This is a genomic window from Streptococcus sp. S784/96/1 (assembly GCF_902729355.1).
Lineage (GTDB): Bacteria > Bacillota > Bacilli > Lactobacillales > Streptococcaceae > Streptococcus > Streptococcus caledonicus.
In genome coordinates this window covers 30,650-49,263 of record NZ_CACVCC010000018.1, presented here as the reverse complement: position 1 = coordinate 49,263, position 18,614 = coordinate 30,650, and the positions used below count along the sequence as shown (strand labels likewise).

General features: G+C 34.9%; 12 protein-coding genes and 1 pseudogene. All 13 read right to left on the bottom strand.

Annotation, left to right across the window (positions count from 1 at the left end; all coding sequences use genetic code 11):
- A pseudogene (locus tag GZ996_RS07415) lies at positions 1–655 on the bottom strand (phosphoketolase); the annotation flags it as partial.
- 98 nt (positions 656–753) lie between these two features.
- The gene (locus GZ996_RS07410) at positions 754–2,796 is read right to left on the bottom strand and encodes a right-handed parallel beta-helix repeat-containing protein (protein WP_162011724.1); all 2,043 of its coding nucleotides are present in this window, start codon (positions 2,794–2,796) and stop codon (positions 754–756) included.
- Entirely contained in the window at positions 2,793–3,773 is a 981-nt protein-coding gene (locus GZ996_RS07405; protein ID WP_162011723.1) for a Gfo/Idh/MocA family protein, read from the bottom strand. Before GZ996_RS07405 ends, GZ996_RS07410 begins: the two co-directional genes overlap by 4 nt.
- An 83-nt stretch (positions 3,774–3,856) precedes the next feature.
- On the bottom strand, positions 3,857–4,558 hold the full coding sequence (locus GZ996_RS07400) for an MIP/aquaporin family protein (protein ID WP_161979309.1): 702 nt from the start codon (positions 4,556–4,558) through the stop codon (positions 3,857–3,859).
- 118 nt (positions 4,559–4,676) lie between these two features.
- Positions 4,677–5,468 carry a Nif3-like dinuclear metal center hexameric protein gene (locus GZ996_RS07395; RefSeq protein WP_162011722.1) on the bottom strand — a complete coding sequence of 264 codons (792 nt, stop codon included), beginning with the start codon at positions 5,466–5,468 and terminating at the stop codon, positions 4,677–4,679.
- A gap of 3 nt (positions 5,469–5,471) precedes the next feature.
- Positions 5,472–6,539, bottom strand: coding sequence for a mannonate dehydratase (uxuA, locus tag GZ996_RS07390; RefSeq protein ID WP_162011721.1), 1,068 nt, complete (start codon positions 6,537–6,539; stop codon positions 5,472–5,474).
- A complete protein-coding gene (locus tag GZ996_RS07385; RefSeq protein WP_162011720.1) occupies positions 6,536–8,149 on the bottom strand; it encodes a mannitol dehydrogenase family protein in 1,614 nt (537 codons plus the stop codon). The genes uxuA and GZ996_RS07385 overlap by 4 nt, the downstream gene beginning before the upstream one ends.
- A 63-nt stretch (positions 8,150–8,212) precedes the next feature.
- A complete protein-coding gene (locus GZ996_RS07380; protein WP_162011719.1) occupies positions 8,213–9,550 on the bottom strand; it encodes an ABC transporter substrate-binding protein in 1,338 nt (445 codons plus the stop codon).
- Positions 9,551–9,577: 27 nt separating this feature from the next.
- Positions 9,578–12,934, bottom strand: coding sequence for a glycoside hydrolase family 2 TIM barrel-domain containing protein (locus tag GZ996_RS07375; RefSeq protein ID WP_162011718.1), 3,357 nt, complete (start codon positions 12,932–12,934; stop codon positions 9,578–9,580).
- Positions 12,935–13,597: 663 nt separating this feature from the next.
- A complete protein-coding gene (locus GZ996_RS07370) occupies positions 13,598–14,461 on the bottom strand; it encodes a carbohydrate ABC transporter permease (RefSeq protein WP_162011717.1) in 864 nt (287 codons plus the stop codon).
- Positions 14,461–15,333, bottom strand: a complete 873-nt coding sequence (locus GZ996_RS07365; RefSeq protein WP_161979302.1) for a carbohydrate ABC transporter permease — start codon at positions 15,331–15,333, stop codon at positions 14,461–14,463. The genes GZ996_RS07370 and GZ996_RS07365 overlap by 1 nt, the downstream gene beginning before the upstream one ends.
- Positions 15,334–15,347: 14 nt before the next feature.
- Positions 15,348–17,297, bottom strand: coding sequence for an alpha-glucuronidase (locus GZ996_RS07360; RefSeq protein ID WP_162011716.1), 1,950 nt, complete (start codon positions 17,295–17,297; stop codon positions 15,348–15,350).
- Between the two features lie 236 nt (positions 17,298–17,533).
- Complete coding sequence (locus tag GZ996_RS07355) at positions 17,534–18,574, bottom strand: NAD-dependent epimerase/dehydratase family protein (protein ID WP_162011715.1); 1,041 nt, start codon at positions 18,572–18,574, stop codon at positions 17,534–17,536.
- Positions 18,575–18,614 lie beyond the last annotated feature (40 nt).

Below are 18,614 nucleotides of genomic sequence, written 5' to 3'. Positions count from 1 at the left end.
CATCTGTCTTACGAGCCATGATAGTTGGGTTGTGAATTTTACCACCATTGAGGTAAAGAATTGGGAGAACAGCCCCATCATTTACTGGGTTGATAAAGGTATTTGAGAACCAGCCAGCCGTTAAAGGTCCTGTTTCAGCTTCCCCGTCACCAATAACTGTTGCCGCAATGACATCAGGGTTATCTAAGATTGCACCTGTTGCATGCGAGAGGGCATAACCCAACTCACCACCTTCGTGGATAGAGCCTGGTGTTTCAGGTGCAGCGTGCGAAGCGATTCCTCCTGGGAAAGAGAAGATTTTACAAAGTTGTTTCAAGCCTTCTTCATCTTGAGTAATCTGTGGATAACGCTCAGTGTAAGAACCATCAATGTATGAGTTCGACACCATAACTTGCCCACCATGTCCCGGACCTTCGATATAGAACATGTCGAGGTCATATTTATTGATGACACGGTTAAGATGGGCATAGATGAAGTTTTGTCCTGAGATTGTTCCCCAGTGTCCAATTGGGTGTACCTTAACATCTTCTGTTGTGACTTCACGGCGAAGTAAGGGATTGTCTTTCAAGTACATCTGGGCAACTGAGATGTAGTTGGCTGCACGCCACCAGGCATCTACTTTTGAAAGGTATTCTGTTGCATTAAAATCTGTCATGTTTGTCTTCCTTTTTATTTTTTGTGATTTTTATCACGTGTCTTTCTAAAGAAATTGGCTGATTTTGCTCAGCCAGTTCTCCCTAGTTTAAGGTAATTTTACTTATTAGCTAATTTTTCCAATGCCACTACTTTATTAATAAATGGTCCAGCTAACGGTACTAGGCTATGGCGATTATCAAAATAATCTGTATCGAAGACAATTGGTGAACCATCTGGATTTTCAAATTTTTGTTCTGGTTCAAAGGCCATACCTAGTGTTTCGGTACTGATAACCCCTGTTTTAAGTTCAGGTAATACATCATAAAGGTTGGTTTCTAAGTACCAGCCATCTGCTTTTTCAACAACAGAAATAGACACTTTATCTGTGGTATTTTCCGCATAGTTAACTTCTTTAGCTGATGGTTTTGCGCCATTCATGAAGATATTACCACCTGTCCATACTGGAAGCGGATTGTAATAACGATCACTTGGTGCAGAACCCATTCCACAATAACCTTCAAATTCCTTATCCCATTCTTCAAAGGTTGGATATGAACTGAATGGGAAAGTTCCCGCTTCAAGGTTATTATCATCCCAATCATCATTCATTTCTTTAAGATAATTCATGATTTCAACCATTTCAGGACGAAGATCTTGTTGGATGAAAATGTTGTTATAGAAACGATCATCACCATGCAGGAAGGTCATGAAACCAGCCACTTCAGTTTGATGAGGCACATGATATGGTGTGTAACGAGGACTCATCAAAGTCTTAGCTCCATTGTTAGTTCCTTTACCAACCGCAAGGAGACCACCTGCCACAATATTATGTACCATAGCAACACCTTGCCCTGCAATTTTAACCGCACGATCCGTAAGGAAAATATTATTATCTAGCAATGATGGACCGTGAGACACCTCGATAAAGACATCTTCCCCCATAGAAATGGCTGCTGATGATTTCAAAGCTTCCGCATCAACAACACGAGGAATACTATTATCGTGGAAAAGGTTCTGACTAACGCGAGTCCCTTGTACTTGCCAGTCTAGCCAAAGGCCACGCGTGCAGTGATGGATATGGTTTCGACGAATTTGTGCATCAATAGCCGCATGTAATTTAATCCCACCAATTTCAGCTCCATCAAGATTTTTCTTGTTATTGATATGGTGAATATGATTGTCCTCAATGATAGAGAAGACACAGCCTAAATGACCCACAATACCTGTTTGTCCACAGTCGTGGATGTTATTACGACGGATAATATGTGAACCAATGCGTTCTTTCGTCCATCCTTCACGTTGAGCCTGTAAAATAGCATCACGTTCTGTCTGAGTACCGTCTTTATATTTCCACTTGCTCCATTTATTATCATTTTCAGGTTGATAGTACTTACCAAGTGAGATTCCGCTACATTTTGCCTCGTAGATATCACAATCTTCAATAATCCAGCCCTTAGACCAGTGTGGACCAATCATCCCTTCTTGAAGAGCTGTTGGTGGAGCCCATTGAACAGCAGCCTTACAGATGGTGAATCCTGACACAGTAATATAACCACGACCTTCTTCTACTGGATAGAAACAATTCTTACGAACACTGATTTCAACATTTTCCTCATTTGGATTCAATCCCTGGAAGTTAGCATAGATAATAGTCTCATCAGCTGTTTCATCTTGCTCCGTATACCAAGTATACACTGTAAATTCTGGATCCCATGATTCTTCATAAACTTCAGGTTTAAGAACTTTTTCCAAACTCAACACTTCATAAAGTGATTTATCATTAAGGAAAACATCTCCTAGATGAGCGACCATCGTCTGTACAAACCAGTCACCATAGACACGTTCGATATAAGGATTAAAATCACCAAAAAGGCCGTTAGAAATGCGTGCTACCCATACATTACCATCATACTGTTCCCAAGTTTTAACAGATTCCGCTCCTGTGATAATAGCTGCTTCTTTTTCAACAGATGTATAGGTAATCCGTGCATCTGCTGTACCGCCATTAACCGGATTAACATTTTCACGGTAAACCCCAGGATAGACTAAGACTTCGTCACCTGGTTTAGCTAAATTAGCTGCTTCTTGAATTGATTTGAAAGGATACTCCTTCGTCCCTTGCCCACTACGTGGCGCTTGTTGATTAACGTAATATTTCATTTTGTCTCCTTTTCTTTTTCAGAAAGATAGATAACTCCCAATTGTCGTCGACAATCATCTAACATATTCATAACATCTAGTGTACTTCCAAGACTGATTTCACTCTCTAGCTGACCAGATAAGATCTCATCAGTAACGATATCAGCTTGTCTTAAGAATAATAACTGATGTTCTGCTTGATAAATTTCCTCTTCTTTTCCAAAAATACTGGCACTTCTTGCCATGTGAAAATCTTTAATATGAAGTGTTCCATTTTCTCCAAACAGTAGAAAATGTTCTCCACGTGAACCATTAATACCGACATACAATCTAGCTTTGAAATCGCCATAATCAAGAATAATTTCCTCATTTAAATCAACACCGTCTTTCAGTTCTCCTGTACAGGTGATGTTTTGAGGATAACCAAATAGCTCATAACAATAACGAAGAGAGTAAACTCCAATATCCATAACCGCTCCACCAATTAATTCAATTGAAGTTAAGCGCGGGTTCCCATAATTCCAAATCATAGGAAGAGAATAAGAAACCTCTACATCTTGAACTTGTCCAAAACGATCTTCTTTTATCCAATTCTTGACTTGTTTAGCCACATCATTATGCCATGTCCACATGGCTTCAGAAACATAGACTCCTTCTTGACGAGCATACTCTATCACTTCTTGAGCTTCTTTCGCATTAACCGTAAATGGCTTTTCACAAAGCACTGGTTTTTTATGGGCAATGCAGAGCTTCATAAATTCAGCGTGACGATCAGCTGTAACTGCAATGTAAACCCCATCAACATTAGAATCATTAAGAAGATCTTCAACCCGTTCGTACACCGTACCGCCAAAACGTTCTGAAAAACGCTCAGCTCTTGACAAAGTTCTATTCCAAAGTGCTACAATTTGGTGTTTATCCGACTGTTTAAGTTCTTTTGCGACACTTTCAGCAACACCACCACAGCCAATAAAGCCCCATTTGAATAATTTTGTCATACATTACCTTTTCTATGACTGATATATAAATACTATTTTTATGTTATGTAGAAATTAGGTGAAATCAATTTAGGAACATGGGATTACAATATACATTGATAAAATAAAGCTCCCAAAGCTCCCCCTATAATGGGGCCTACAACTGGTATCCAAGCATATGACCAATCTGAACCCCCTTTATTTGGAATAGGTAAAATTTGATGAGCTAACCTAGGACCAAAATCCCTAGCAGGATTAATAGCATATCCTGTTGTTCCTCCTAATGAAAATCCTATTGATATAACAACCACTCCTATAATGAGTGGTCCAAAATTCGAACTAATCTTATTAACGTCTACAGCTAGTATTGATATCATTAATACTGCTGTTCCAATAACCTCGCTAAATAAATTTGACCACATATGCCTTATTGCGGGACTTGTTGCAAAACATCCTAAAATTGCACTAGGATCCGATGTTTCTTTCCAGTGTGGATAGTAATGAAAATATGTCGCTACTGCTCCTAACAAAGCACCGCATACTTGAGCTACTAAATAAATTGGTACTTGTGACCAAGCTAAATCTCCAATAATAGCTCTTGCAATAGTTACTGCAGGGTTAAGATGAGCTCCACTGAGCCCACTCGATACATAAGCTGCTACCGTTACTGCCAGGCCACAACCCAAGGCAATCATTACCCACCCTGTGTATTGAGTTTTAGTTTTATTTAAGGACACACCTGCAGAAACACCATTAACTAATAAAATTAATATAAAAGTTCCTAAAAATTCACCAATAAAATTCAACATTTATTCTCCTTCACTTCCATCAAAAAATCATACTATCCCAGACAGAAAGTAATCTACTAATTTAGGTTAGCAACATAATTAGCTTATTGAACTAAGTTTACCTCCTTAATTTACCTTAAAAAAATTGAAGAGAAATCGTATCTTCACTAAAATATATTGGTATTGACAGTCGTTTGCTTAAATAGTTAGTAGCATAATAATCCATACCGTACTTCTCACTCTCAGCATGGCCGATAATAATCAGTGCTTTTAAATTAGATTTATACGGCACCTGAAGAATATCTTTTACAAACTCTATGTACTCCCATTCAGGTCCTTCACCAATAATGATAGCATTAGGATTTTCAGCTGCTATCAAGTCAATAATATTTGCAGCACTTCCTCTGTATCCAACAAGTACAGCTAGTTTATTGACAGTAGCATTTATATCTCCAAAATACCTACATCCATTCAAACGTAAACTTTCTGATAAATGGGTTAGTAACTCCCCAACACTGTAAGTGTTCTCTATAATGCTATAATATTGGCCTTCCTTAGTAACCAGTGAATTCCAGTTCAACTGCTCTACCAGCCCCTTCGTAATATAATCGCCAAAACTTCTATGAACACTATCATGATTGCGATAAACTACAATACCATATTTTTCTAGTAATTCTTTTTTATAAATTGATATTGGCGTATCGAGAAAGTGACTATTGTTATGAGAATAATAGATACCTTCATGGCTTATCAACAAATTGCATTTTTGTTGATACGCTCTTTCAATATCTTTTATAGAGGCTGAAAAACTGACCATTATCCCAGTACACTCAGCTTCGAGATTATACCTATGAATAATACCATCGCTAGGTGTTATACCCTTCCGATCATTTTCAAGTAGCTGAACAACTTCTCCAATTGTAACCATGTTCTAACCTCTTAAACCATCAATAATACCATTTAAATACATAATTCCCATTGCACGGTCGTACAGGCCATAACCTGGCCTTACATTAGTCTCATTTTCTCCAAAAATATGCCTACCATGATCTGGTCGTATATAGCCTTGATAATCATGCTCCATAAGAACTTTAATAATTTGGATAATTGGAACTGAACCATCTTCATCTAAATGAGACACCTCTGAAAAATTCCCTTTACTGTCCAAGAGTACATTTCTGATATGCATAAAATGAACCCTGTCAATAAATTCTTCTAGTAGTTCAACAAGATCATTATCTTTCACCGATCCTAATGAGCCTGTGCAAAATGTCAAACCATTATAATAACTTGAATTTGCTGCCAAAATTTTTCTAATGTTTTGAACGTTATTGACTAAGCGCGGTAAGCCATAAATTTCAAAAGGTGGGTCATCCGGATGAATCGCCATTTTGATATCGTATTTTTCACAGGTGGGAATAATTGCATCAATAAAATATTTAAAATTAGCGTACAATTTTTCTTCTGTCAGTCCCTTATATTTTTCAAACAGTAACTGAATGTTTTTCAATCTCTCTGGCTCCCAGCCAGGTAATGTTCCTCCTTGTTTATTATTGCTAAAAAATTCTACTAATTTTTCAGGCGACATAGACAAAATCTTACTTTTTTCAAAATACATTGATGTAGATCCATCTTCTGACGGTCTAAATAATTCTGTCCTAGCCCAATCGAAAATTGGCATAAAATTATAACAAACTACTTTTACACCATGCTTAGCTAGATTTATAAGCGTTTTTTTATAACATTCAATATAAAAGTCCCTTGTTGGTAAGCCTAACTTGATATCATCATGAATATTCACGCTTTCTACTACATCAATCTCATAGCCATGATGTTTAATATACGCTACCTCCTTTGCAATTTCTTCTTCCGTCCATTCATCTCCAGCTACCTTTTGATGGAGACTCCACACAACTTGATTAACTCGAGGAATTTGTTTTATATACTCTATTGGAATAGTATCATTATCACTCCCAAACCATCTGAATGACATTTTCATATATTATTCTCCTGTGACGTAATTTCTTGTAATAATTCCCTTACCTTTCCTGGTCCCTCAAGCATTCTATTAAGATATGCGCAAATTTTATCTGCTAGCCCAGCTTCAATCAAGTCTACTCCATTTATTATCTCATCTGTTAAAAATGGAGTTAATTCTTCAAGCGTAATATGCTTCCCCCAAAGGCTCGTATTAAAGAAGTTTAAGTAACGTTCGCTAACTGAATCTTGACTTTTCTCAAAAATATTTCCTGCATCATCAATTCCTAACAAGTATCTGTACCAAACAGCATATATAAATGGAATTATTGTTAGATTACGAGGACTTAACGACTTGCTGTCTAGATATCCCTGTATAGTATGCCCAAAACGAATGGATAATTTTTGCGATGTATCAGTTGCTATACGTTGCGGTGTGTCCGGCATAAAAGGATTTGGCAAGCGTACTTCAATAACTTCACGTATAAAATTATACGGATCAATAATATTAGGATTTTGAACAACTGGCATACCTTCTTTATAGCCGAGTTGGGTAATCATCTTAACTAAATCAATATCCTTCATTTCCTCAGAAATTAAATCATATCCCAACAGTACTCCTGTAAGCGCAAGAGCAGTATGTAAAGGATTCAGACACGTTGTTACTTTCATTGTCTCTACTAAATTAACTGTCCCTCTATCAGTGTAAACAATTCCAACTTTATCTAGGGGAAGGCGACCATTGGGAAATGAATCTTCAATAATTAGATACTGTGTCTCTTCTCCGTTAACATATGAAGCGATGAAACTTCCCTTACCAGTCTGGTTATTTTCCAAATAAAAACCATCTTTTTCTAAAAGTTTCCCAATTTGTTCATTGGGGCGAGGTGTAATTTTGTCAATCATCGTCCATGGAAAAGTAACTTTAGAAGAATCTAATAAATAATTTATAAAATCATATGAAATAAATTTATTCAGTACCCATTCATTGGCAATGTAAAGAATTGCATCACGCAACTTTTCTCCATTTTTAGACATGTTATCCATACTCACAAGTGCGATAGGTAATCTTCCTGCCTCAAATCTCTTTATAAGTAGAGTCAGTATCTTACCAAGATAACTTACTGCTAGTAAAGGGCCCTTCTCTATATCCTGAGCAATGTCACTCAGCAATTTACCGTCCCTATCAAAAAGCTGGTATCCTTTTTCTGTTATCGTAAATGTCATCATTTTCAACGATGGTGATTGAGAATAAACAAGTAAATCTTCAAATTTCTTTGTGCCTTGTTCCATTTTTATATTTTCTGCAACGCTAGCAAGTAATGCTTTATCTACAGTACCGTCTTGCTTTAGGGTAACATTAATTGTAAGATCATCATTAGCTACTAAATAATCAATAATTTCATAATCGTAACCTTCGACCACAATTATTCCAGTGTCTACTAAATTCTGATTAAGTAGAGATTGATGAGCTGAAGCTAGGAAAGCTCTAAAAATATTTCCAGCTCCAAAATGAATCCATTCAGGATGTTGCTGTGTTCTTACCCTCATGTTTGTAACATCAAATTTTGGCACCTGATAACCTTTTTTAGCTAAATTCTCTAAATCTAGTAGTAGCTCTTTATTTAACATATTTTTCCCTCTACTTTAAAAAAAGCCTTCTAGTACAAACGACTAGGCGACTTTTTAATATTGTTACTTCAACTTATAAGTATCTTTTAACTTTTCAGATTGAGTTTTCGTATTGCTATAAACATACTCTGCAGCATCATCTAAACTTAATCCATTTAATTCCATATTTTCCAAAGCATCAGATAAAATAGTTTGAAGCGTTGAATCCTCATAAAAGACCGTTTGATTTAACGTTTGAACATTCTTAGAATACTCATAACCAGCTTCAATTGCGCCAGTCACTTTTCCTTCATCAATCAAAAGTTGAGCTGTCTTAGAGTTTGCTGGTACACCCCGTGTTACTCCAAGAATTTTATTAGCTTCTTCCCCATTTATAAAATCATTCAAGAATTTTCCAGCTTGTTCAGGATTTTTCTCATCTTTACTAATCACAAATAAGAATGTTGGTTTTGCAATTGTGTATGAACCTTTGGCATCTTTGTTTTTTAGCATGTCCTTAACAACAATCAATTCTTGACCACTGTCTTTAAGTGCTTGTTCATTACCTGCAATACCACCAGTCCACTCAAGAACTCCAGCATATTCACCACTAATAAATTTTGAATTTTGAGCGAGCGAAACTGGTTCATTGCCTACATTTTCTAAATAATCTTTACGTGAGTTAAACGCTTTAGCTTCAATCATTTCCATATACCATGCTAAAGCTTCTTTATAATCTTTTTTAGTATAGTTCATATTACCTTTTTCATCAAACTCTGTTTTACCAGTTTTTTGTTGCAAGTAAATCCCTGTACCAAATCGTGGTGTTGGTAATACCAATGGGAATGAACCCTCTGGAAATTTCTTGGCTTCTTCTTTTAGCTCATCCCAAGATGTAGGAATCTTTGCACCTACTTTATCGAATGCTGTTTTATTAAACAATACAGTAACAACATTTTTTCCCAGAGGAACACCGTTTTGAATACCATTAAATTGACCAGTCTTCAAAAACTCTTCATCATATCCAGACAAATCTACACCCTCAAGTTTAGAAAGATCATAAAATCCTTTCCCGTCAGGAGAAAAACGTGCAACTTGTCCTCTATCCATCTGAATAATATCTGGTGTTGTTGCAGCTCCCCCAGTAATCATTGTTGTAATTTTTTCATCTAAAGAACCAAAACCAACATACTCAGCTTTAACTTTGATATCTGAATTATTTTTTTCAAAATTATCAATCATACTTAGTGTTGCTTGATGCCTATCATCATTTCCCCACCACCATACTCGAAGTGTCACATTTTCGTCAGATTTGCCGGTCTCTCCCGTTTTTGCTTCTTTATTACTTCCACAAGCTGCTAAAAGTGTTCCAGCTGATAACAATGTCATTAACGTTAAACCAAATTTACGCATTTTTTTCATGTTTTTTCTCCATCGTATAATCATATATTATTCTAAGATAAAACTTTTCAGGTTAAAGTTGGATCCAGGTAAAAATATTAATTCTATTTTCATTAAATCATTTATAGGTACTAAATGATGTTCTGTCCATTGATATTCATCTGATTGAGTAATTTCAATGAAATCTCGATACTCTTTATCTTTAGATAATCGCTTAATTAAAATACTGTTAGAATGGTTCGAGGTTTTACCATTAATTTTAATAACCGAATTTGTAGTATCCTTGAAGTCAAATTCATCAAAGGCAAGAGTAACATTATTACCTATATTTACAATAGCATCTGCAATAACTTCATAACTATCTCCATACAGACTATCATATTCTATCGCTCTAATAACTTCCGATTGACGTCTGCATCTATGGAATAAGAACTCTTTCATATGCACTTTTTGTTTAAAGACAAATGAAATAGTTTGAACCCCATATAATCTTTTACTTAATTGATAGGTCTGCTCCTGATAAGTATTCCAAATACTACCTTTATCATAAAAAATAATTTCAATTAACTGTGCATCTTCAGTAGTTGGTACTCCTTTCCATACTTCAATTGGGAAACGATTCCCCTCTAAAGGAAATAATGACAACGTTAATCGATCAGCTCCCGCCAAACCAAAATTAACATTATCAAATATTACGTAACAAGTTTCGTCTCTAAGTGTTGCAACACCCCTTTCATTTCCACTTGTCAATTCGACATTACTTCTTGAATATAAACCACCAGATATTGGTTGATAGGGATTCAAAAGATAAGAACCGTATCCTGATAGTTCAAAGTCTAACATAGAGTAGCGATCAATATGATTTTTATCATTTTTAATTCCTGCTCGGACGTAGAAGGTGCCGTCAGCAATTGGAGTAATTCTCATTTTATTATCTTTAATAGAATAATCAACAATGTTAGAATCAATTCCTTTACTATCTGTTACACGCCATTCAATAACTTGAGTTCTTGCGTCAGAAGGTAAAACACTTGCTTCAACCTCAAATGATTGATCATTTTGAGAAATATCTTGACTTACAAGTTCAATTTTTCTTATTAGTTTAGGCTGTACAACGTTTAATTGTTTTAATTCACAGGTTTCAACCGTTCGTGTAAATATATCTATTAAAAGTTTTATTCCATATAGCCCCTCAGATTCAAAAATAATTCTCACGGGCTGAGTCATGTCTATCACTTGAGCCATACACAACAATTTACCATTAAATAACCTCTTTTGTAATGTAACATACTGTGTAAAATCCGTAGCATCACCATTATCAAGACCTAATATCTTCACATTACTGATATCCGATACATGGACTGTATTATTGGCATTAGCTACTACACGCCCCAATTCATCTATGACTTCTAAATCTATATAAAGTATGACTGATTCATCATCTTTAAAAAGAAAACTAACCGGCTCCACTCTAGCAAGCAATTTTATAGGTTCCGTAAAACTCTCTTGATGCTGTTCACATATTAGTTGATTTGTCTTATCGTATCCGTAAGCACTAAGTTTTCCTTTTTGATATTTAATTTTCCCCATAGCTTGGAAACGACGTGAACCATCCTCTTCATCCAATACTTGTTCAAACATTAATTGATCATCCAACCTTACTTCTACCCTATGAAGGTTACTAACAACTCCAACATCAATTTTCTGTCCTTTCGAAAAATCCCAATAAGGGTATAAGTGAATCATAGGTTCAGAATTCCAAATTGATTTAATAAGGAAATAAGCATCTTTAGGGAAACCTGCTGTATCAACCTGACCTAAATACGAATTTTTCGTATGATATGGTGTAGGTTCACCTAAATAATCAATTCCCGCCCAGATGAACTGTCCCAACGAATAAGGCGTTTTAATATCTGTTAACAATGATTTTTCTAAATCTTTAGAGCCCCAACTAGTTGTACTATTTCCTAAAGAGGACGTCTGTAAATCATCATCAGAAAGTATTTTTTCCTCAACAGGAAAATGATAAACCCCTCTACTAGAAACTATAGAGATTGTCTCACTACCATAAATAATCCAGTCAGGATATCTCTTATGATGTTCCTCATACAACTCCTCTCCATAATTATAGCCAACTAACTTTAAATAATCCGCCACTTTCTGCGTGTTCTCCCAAAGGAGATAGTTAGAACCAAATGTTATTTTTGCATTTTCGTGAGAATCATATTGTTTTACTAAATCAATTAATTCTAGAGCTGTATTCAATCCGTCCTCACGTCCATGTGTATCATAGATTTCATTTCCAATAGACCACATAAAAACACTAACATGATTACGATCACGACAAATCCAGTCTTTAACATCTTTTTTAAAGTATTTGTCGAAATATATTGAATAATCATATGGGGTTTTAGAATGTTTCCAAACATCGGTAAACTCTGATTGAACAAGAAATCCTAATTCATCTGCTAACTCCAATAGTTCTGTAGCAGCAGGATTGTGAGCAGTTCTAATAGCGTTTGCCCCCATTTCTTTCATCAACATTAATTGGCGCCTAATTGCTGAGCGATGTACTGCTGAACCTAACAATCCTAAATCATGATGGAGACAAATTCCTTTAATTTTGATAGGTTTCCCATTCAATAACATACCTATATCTGAATCAAAAAGTATTGATTTAAAACCAAACTGACAAAAGTAAGAATCACTAAACCTCTCACCATCCAATGTGATTCCAAACTGGTACAAGTAAGGGGTCTCAGGGCTCCATAAGTTAGGATTGATTATTTTCCAAGAAATATTAATACAAAAATTATTTGTTGAATATTTCCCTTTATGAACTAAATCATCTAGATAGCAACTAATATAAATACTATCTGCCTCTTGCGATAATTTAATTTCCACATTTAATTCCCATTCATTTTCTGATAAGGGTACTGCATATAAATAAATACCATTAGGAATTATGTGAATAGCATCTTTTTCGATTAACCAAACTTTTCTATAAATTCCCGCACCCGAGTACCATCGTGAATTAGGCGAACGATGTACCACATGTACAATTAATTCATTTCCTCCAATATTACAAAAAGGAGTAATATCCACATCAAACGACGTATAACCATTCTTATGAGTAGCAACTTTACTTCGATTAACATAAATATCTGATTCGGGATACACCCCTTCGAACATTAAACTTACTTGCCTAATATCATCTATGTAAAATTTCCTTTTATACCATCCCTCACTATTACGATATAGTTGATTGGTATCAAATATTAACCAATCATGAGGTATTGATATTTTTGACCATTCAAAATCATCACAAAACTCTATCGTATCTTTTAAGGTTAACGGCCTTTCGGAAAACTCCCAATCATCAATTAATTGAGTTTCTTTCCTCATTTTTCCGACCCTCCTGAAATGCTTGTAAGTGTCTTACATAACATTTCTCAATAATTCCATAACAAATTTTCAATATCATCACTCCCAATCCTATATAATAAATAACAGGTATAAAAAATGCTATTACTGCATTTAAACATATCAGAGCAATAACTATACAACTCCTAGAGGGGTACCTAAAGGTAATCCAAAAACAGCTAACTATCAATGAACGAAGTTCTATCTTGGATGGTATTTGCCTTGATAGCGCATACATAAAATAGAAAAGTGAATTTATAAATACTCCTAAAAGTATCAACAGAGCAATTCCGAAAGCATGTTGTCTCAAATGAAACCAAACAATGATAAAATCTATAAAAAAAATATATATAATCATGCATATCGTAATTAAATATAGACTATATTTTTTCAAAAATTCTACTGTTCTACTCCAAATTTGTTTTGTTTCACAAAAAAGATTGAATAGTATTATTACGGAAAGCAAATGAAAATATAAAGGAATAATAAAGAAAATACTATTATTTATAGTTGGCTCCAACAATAAGGAGAGCAATATACTTGGTAAATTGAGTATAATAAACCAAAATATTTTAGTTGCAAACGAATCTACACTATAAATAATCGCAACTGTTATTTTTTGAAAATCAAACAATCTCATACCGGCTACCCCTTAATTCCCGATGATGTAACTCCCTCAACAAAATATTTTTGAGCTCCGAAGAAAAGTAGCAAAGCAGGAAGTAAAGAGATTAGCGACATTGCCAAAATTTGATTCCATTCAACAACACCTGAAGAAGTGTCGATGCTCATCTTCAAAGCCATCGCTACAGGATATTTTTCAACAGATGACACATAAATTAATGGTCCCAAGAAATCATTAAAACTCCATACAAATTGAAAAATGATACATGAAATCAAAGCAGGTTTCAACGCAGGAAGCAAAACTCTCCACAAAACACTAAATGAATTGCACCCATCAATAATAGCTGCTTCATCCAAATCTCTAGGAATTGATCTTAAAAATTGAATTAACATATAAACAAAGAAAGGTTCTTGTGCAAATACTGTTGGTGCAATAAGCGGAACATAGGTATCAAGCATTCCAAAATCTTTCCATAGTAAGTATAGTGGAATACGAGTAACTACTGCTGGCAAAAACATTGTTGCCATCAACAATGAAAATAGAAGTTTTTTTCCTCTAAAGTTAAAACGAGCAAAACCATAAGCCACCAATGTGGAAGAGATTAAACAAAAAACTATTTTAGGAATAACAATTTTAAATGTATTCATAAAATAGGTAGTAAAACTATATTCCGTTCTAGTTTTCCACCCTTCAATATACGGTGTGAAATCAATACGTTTAGGTATAAAACCTACTTCTGTAAATATCTCTGTATTTGATTTAAAAGAAGCTCCAATTAGCCATAGAATTGGATAAATCATAATAATAGCAACAATAGTCAGTACAACATATCTTAAAACAGCAGAATATATCTGATTATTTTTATTTATCACTTTTGAAGCCATTATTTCCCTCCATCAGAATAATAAACCCACTTACTTTGTGTTCCAAACACTACCAATGTAACCACTACAATCAAAGAGAACAAGACCCATGAAGCAGCACTAGCATATCCCATTTCAAATGATTTAAACGCTTTGTCATAAATAAACATTGATGTCAAATATGTAGAGTTCAATGGTCCTTTTCCTGTAACTAAGTATGGTCCATTGAATTCTTGTAATGCATTATTTAACTGCATAATTAAGTTAAAGAAAATGGTCGGAGTAATCATAGGTACAGTAATTTTGAAAAAAGTTTTAAATTTTGAAGCTCCATCAATTGCTGCCGCTTCATATAAATCTTGCGGAATTTCCTTTAATGCTGCCAAAAACAGCAACATCGATGATCCAAACTGCCATACCTTTAGCAAAACTACAACTGCCATTGCCCCAGTAGCAGTTGATAGCCAAGAAACTGGACTAATCCCTACCTTAGAAAGTAAGACATTAATAAAGCCAGTAGGTTGGAACATAAAACGCCATAAAATTGCAATCGCAACATTTCCACCTAGAAGTGATGGAATATAATAAGCTGTTCTATATAAATTAATCGCTTTCAATTTAAAGTTTAAAATAAAAGCAATAAATAGAGCAAAACCTAACTGTAGAGGCACTGTCCACACAGTATATTTCAGTGTTGCTATAATCGAATTGATAAATTCTTGATCTTTTAACAATCTTAAATAGTTACCAATTCCTAACATATTGGGATCTGAAATCATATTATAATCTGTAAAACTATAATAAAAGGAACTCAAGAATGGCCATATCGTCAATAAACAAAAGCCAATAACCCAGGGTAAAATGTACAGATAACCGACTTTCTGATTTTTCATAATTTCCTCCTTAACTATCTATAGATTAAACGCTGTTGGTCGTCCTCAATACCTGATAATCTATAAAAATAGGTATTAATTTGATCTCGCCACTCAATAGCTACACGATATTGTTCAAGTAGTCGTTCTCTAACATTAGAAAAATCACTCTCAGAAACAAAACCTTTAAACTTTTCCCACTGTTCTATATATGCTTCAACTCGATTAACACCTTCAAAATGATTATCATAGATATTCTGAATCAATGTCTTACCATTCTCCATCACATATTCATAAGAAACATGGTGGAACCAAAGTAACAAATCTTCTGGACAAGTCTTTACATGATTATAAAGTTCCATGTTTTTCTGAGAATATTGTGTGACATATCCTGTACCATTAATTGTACGATCAACTCCGACACCATTTCGGTCAGCAAAATGATAAGTTCCCCAACGATCAAATTCATATCCATTAACATCTGGACCATAGTGATGATTTGGACGACACATAAATCCAACACCAAATGGAGCATTATACAATTGGTAGGTTTCTCGTGACGTACAAAGAATGTCAGATAAAATATGTTGCTTCTCTTTATCCAAATCAAATGTTAACGCAATCCATTGTTTCGCAAGGTCTTCTGTTGTATAATCTGAATTCCACGCTAACATACCATACGCATATAGATTGATTTGCATCAGTTTAAGCCCAGTCCAATTATCATCCATACCTACGACACCGACAGCGCAGATCCCTGAGTGTTGTTTTACTTGAGAATATTGCTTGATAACATCCTTAACCAAGGTTACATCTAATTCATCATATCGTGTATCAAAATCAAGTGCTTCTTTCCACACAGGGACTTGATAATAAATCGCTTTTTGTTGCCCAGTATATTCTTGAGTTAATTGAAACTCTATGATTTGATTTGTCTTTCTAAGTCCTCCAAACAAAGGAGATACCGGTTCTTTGACTTGAAAATCTAGCGGTCCAAGCTTTATTTGAAGAATAACATTATCTAAAAATTCACCATCATATGCCATAAAATGATCATAGGCAGCTCTGGCCCTATCTGTAGAGCGATCCCTCCAATCCTGTGTAGAGTTGTAGACAAAACACCTCCATACACATAAACCATTATACGGAGCTAAAAGTTTTCCAAACATATTAGCTCCATCTTTATGAGTTCTTCCATAGGCAAACGGACCCGGCTCTCCTTCTGAATCCGCTTTCACAATAAAACCTCCAAAGCTTGGAATTGCTTTATATAATTGTTCAACCCGTTCTTTCCAAAACATCACAACACCCTCATCTAGGGGGTCAGCTGTTTCAAGACCTCCAATGATTTTAGGTGAAGCAAAGTTAATTGATAAAAATATCTTGATTCCATAGGATTCAAATAATGAAGCTACATACTTAAGCTCAGGTAAAAATTTTTCTGTAATTAACTCAGTTTCCACTTTATGAACATTCACATTATTAATAGACAGGGCATTTATACCAACAGAAGCCAACAACCGAGCGTACTCTTGAATAACTGTAAAATCTCTTCTAAAGTGATTGTCTTTAAAAAATATAGATTCTCCAGCGTATCCCCGTTCAATGCTACCGTCCATATTATCCCAATGATTAATCATTCTAATAGCTTGTTTTGGAAATTCAACAATACTTCGAAATTCACCATATACTATAAAGTCTCTGTGCAACCTATAAATCCCATAAAGTAATCCTATATTGTCACTAGCAATGATTCGAATTTTAGACTCAGAAGCATCAATACTATATGATTCGGCTAAACCAAGACGAACATCCACCTCTAAAACCAAGTCTGCTTGCGAGCTGATAACAGATATACCATCGAAAAGATAGCCTACTTCATCAATAATTGTTTGCTTCACTAAATTATCATTCAAATTTTTTAATTGAACAGTTCTGAGAGATGTTTTAATTTTTTTTGATAACCAAGCCTTATCTCTAGTCATTGCGAATCCTCTTTCTCAAAATGATATATCAAGGTTAGTTTGTTTGCTAAATTAACTTTCGTTTGCTTAAATTATAGCAAACCAACCTTGAAATGTCAACGCTTTCATTTTTGTTTTTTTATAAAATATTATTACTTACAAAGACATTTCTTATCTCTACTATAAAATTGATATTTACTAACGAATCCATTATCCTACTCAAGACAATTTGGAATTTATTAGATAACAATCGCTATCTACCGTTGCCACTTCCGCATATTCTCTTTTACTATCTCTAGCTCACTGATTAAATCATCACACCATTTATCAAATTCAGGGTCTTCTTTCTGACACTCTTCTGGATGTGACAGTACATATTCCACAGCTATGCGGATGCCTTTATGAAAAGGAACTAAAGTTTTCATTTCTGGAACAATTCTTTTCAACTTAGTTGTATCATAAATAACAGAAGCCGCCTTATCCCCCAATAGACTTCCATTAAAATCATAACCTAGATGATCCCCTGTAGCAGATAAAAACTCTGAAGAAATGTGATAGGCTTTTAAAGAAACTCCTAACGCGTCTGCAACAGTTTGATAAATTTGATTCCATGTTAAAATCTCATCCCCAGTAACATGGAAATCTTCCCCGATAGCCTTTGGATTCCCCATTAAACCACAGAAACCAGTGGCAAAATCTGAACTAAAAGTCATTGGCCAAATTGACATACCATCCCCATGAATAATGACAGGCTTTCCTTCAAGCATTCTTTTAACAATTTGCCAAACACCATTCTTACCTCTCACACCTAATGGAATATAACGTTCGCTATATGTATGACCAGGTCTTACAATAGTTACTGGAAAACCTTCTGTGCGATATTTATTCATCAAAAATTCTTCTGAAGCTATTTTATTACGTGAATATTGCCAGTAAGGATTCGCTAAAGTTGTTCCTTCAGTAATGCAATAATGAGGAACAGGCTTATGATAAACGGAAGCCGAACTAATATAGATATACTGCTTTGTTTTATTTTTAAATAAACGATAATCACGTTCGACATCTTCAACACTAAAAGCAATAAATTGACAAACGGTATCGAACTCAAAATCCAAAATTTTTAAAGCAACGTCTTGTTCATCATTAATATCTGCTATGATTTGATGAACATTAGTTGGAAGTTCATTTTCCCTATTCCCTCTATTTAACACCCAAATTTCCCAGAGAGGATCCTTTGCTAATCTTTCAACAACTGCTGTACTAATAACTCCGGTTCCACCAATAAATAATGCTTTCATCTCTTTTACTCCCTTATTACCAAAAAGAGATAGACTAACA

What these genes read in the sequence shown, in the direction of transcription:
- GZ996_RS07410 (WP_162011724.1), bottom strand. Translation starts at nt 2,796, where the DNA reads ATGAAATATTACGTTAATCAACAAGCGCCACGTAGTGGGCAAGGGACG.
- GZ996_RS07405 (WP_162011723.1), bottom strand. Translation starts at nt 3,773, where the DNA reads ATGACAAAATTATTCAAATGGGGCTTTATTGGCTGTGGTGGTGTTGCT.
- GZ996_RS07395 (WP_162011722.1), bottom strand. Translation starts at nt 5,468, where the DNA reads ATGGTTACAATTGGAGAAGTTGTTCAGCTACTTGAAAATGATCGGAAG.
- uxuA (WP_162011721.1), bottom strand. Translation starts at nt 6,539, where the DNA reads ATGAAAATGTCATTCAGATGGTTTGGGAGTGATAATGATACTATTCCA.
- GZ996_RS07385 (WP_162011720.1), bottom strand. Translation starts at nt 8,149, where the DNA reads ATGTTAAATAAAGAGCTACTACTAGATTTAGAGAATTTAGCTAAAAAA.
- GZ996_RS07380 (WP_162011719.1), bottom strand. Translation starts at nt 9,550, where the DNA reads ATGAAAAAAATGCGTAAATTTGGTTTAACGTTAATGACATTGTTATCA.
- GZ996_RS07375 (WP_162011718.1), bottom strand. Translation starts at nt 12,934, where the DNA reads ATGAGGAAAGAAACTCAATTAATTGATGATTGGGAGTTTTCCGAAAGG.
- GZ996_RS07370 (WP_162011717.1), bottom strand. Translation starts at nt 14,461, where the DNA reads ATGGCTTCAAAAGTGATAAATAAAAATAATCAGATATATTCTGCTGTT.
- GZ996_RS07365 (WP_161979302.1), bottom strand. Translation starts at nt 15,333, where the DNA reads ATGAAAAATCAGAAAGTCGGTTATCTGTACATTTTACCCTGGGTTATT.
- GZ996_RS07360 (WP_162011716.1), bottom strand. Translation starts at nt 17,297, where the DNA reads ATGACTAGAGATAAGGCTTGGTTATCAAAAAAAATTAAAACATCTCTC.
- GZ996_RS07355 (WP_162011715.1), bottom strand. Translation starts at nt 18,574, where the DNA reads ATGAAAGCATTATTTATTGGTGGAACCGGAGTTATTAGTACAGCAGTT.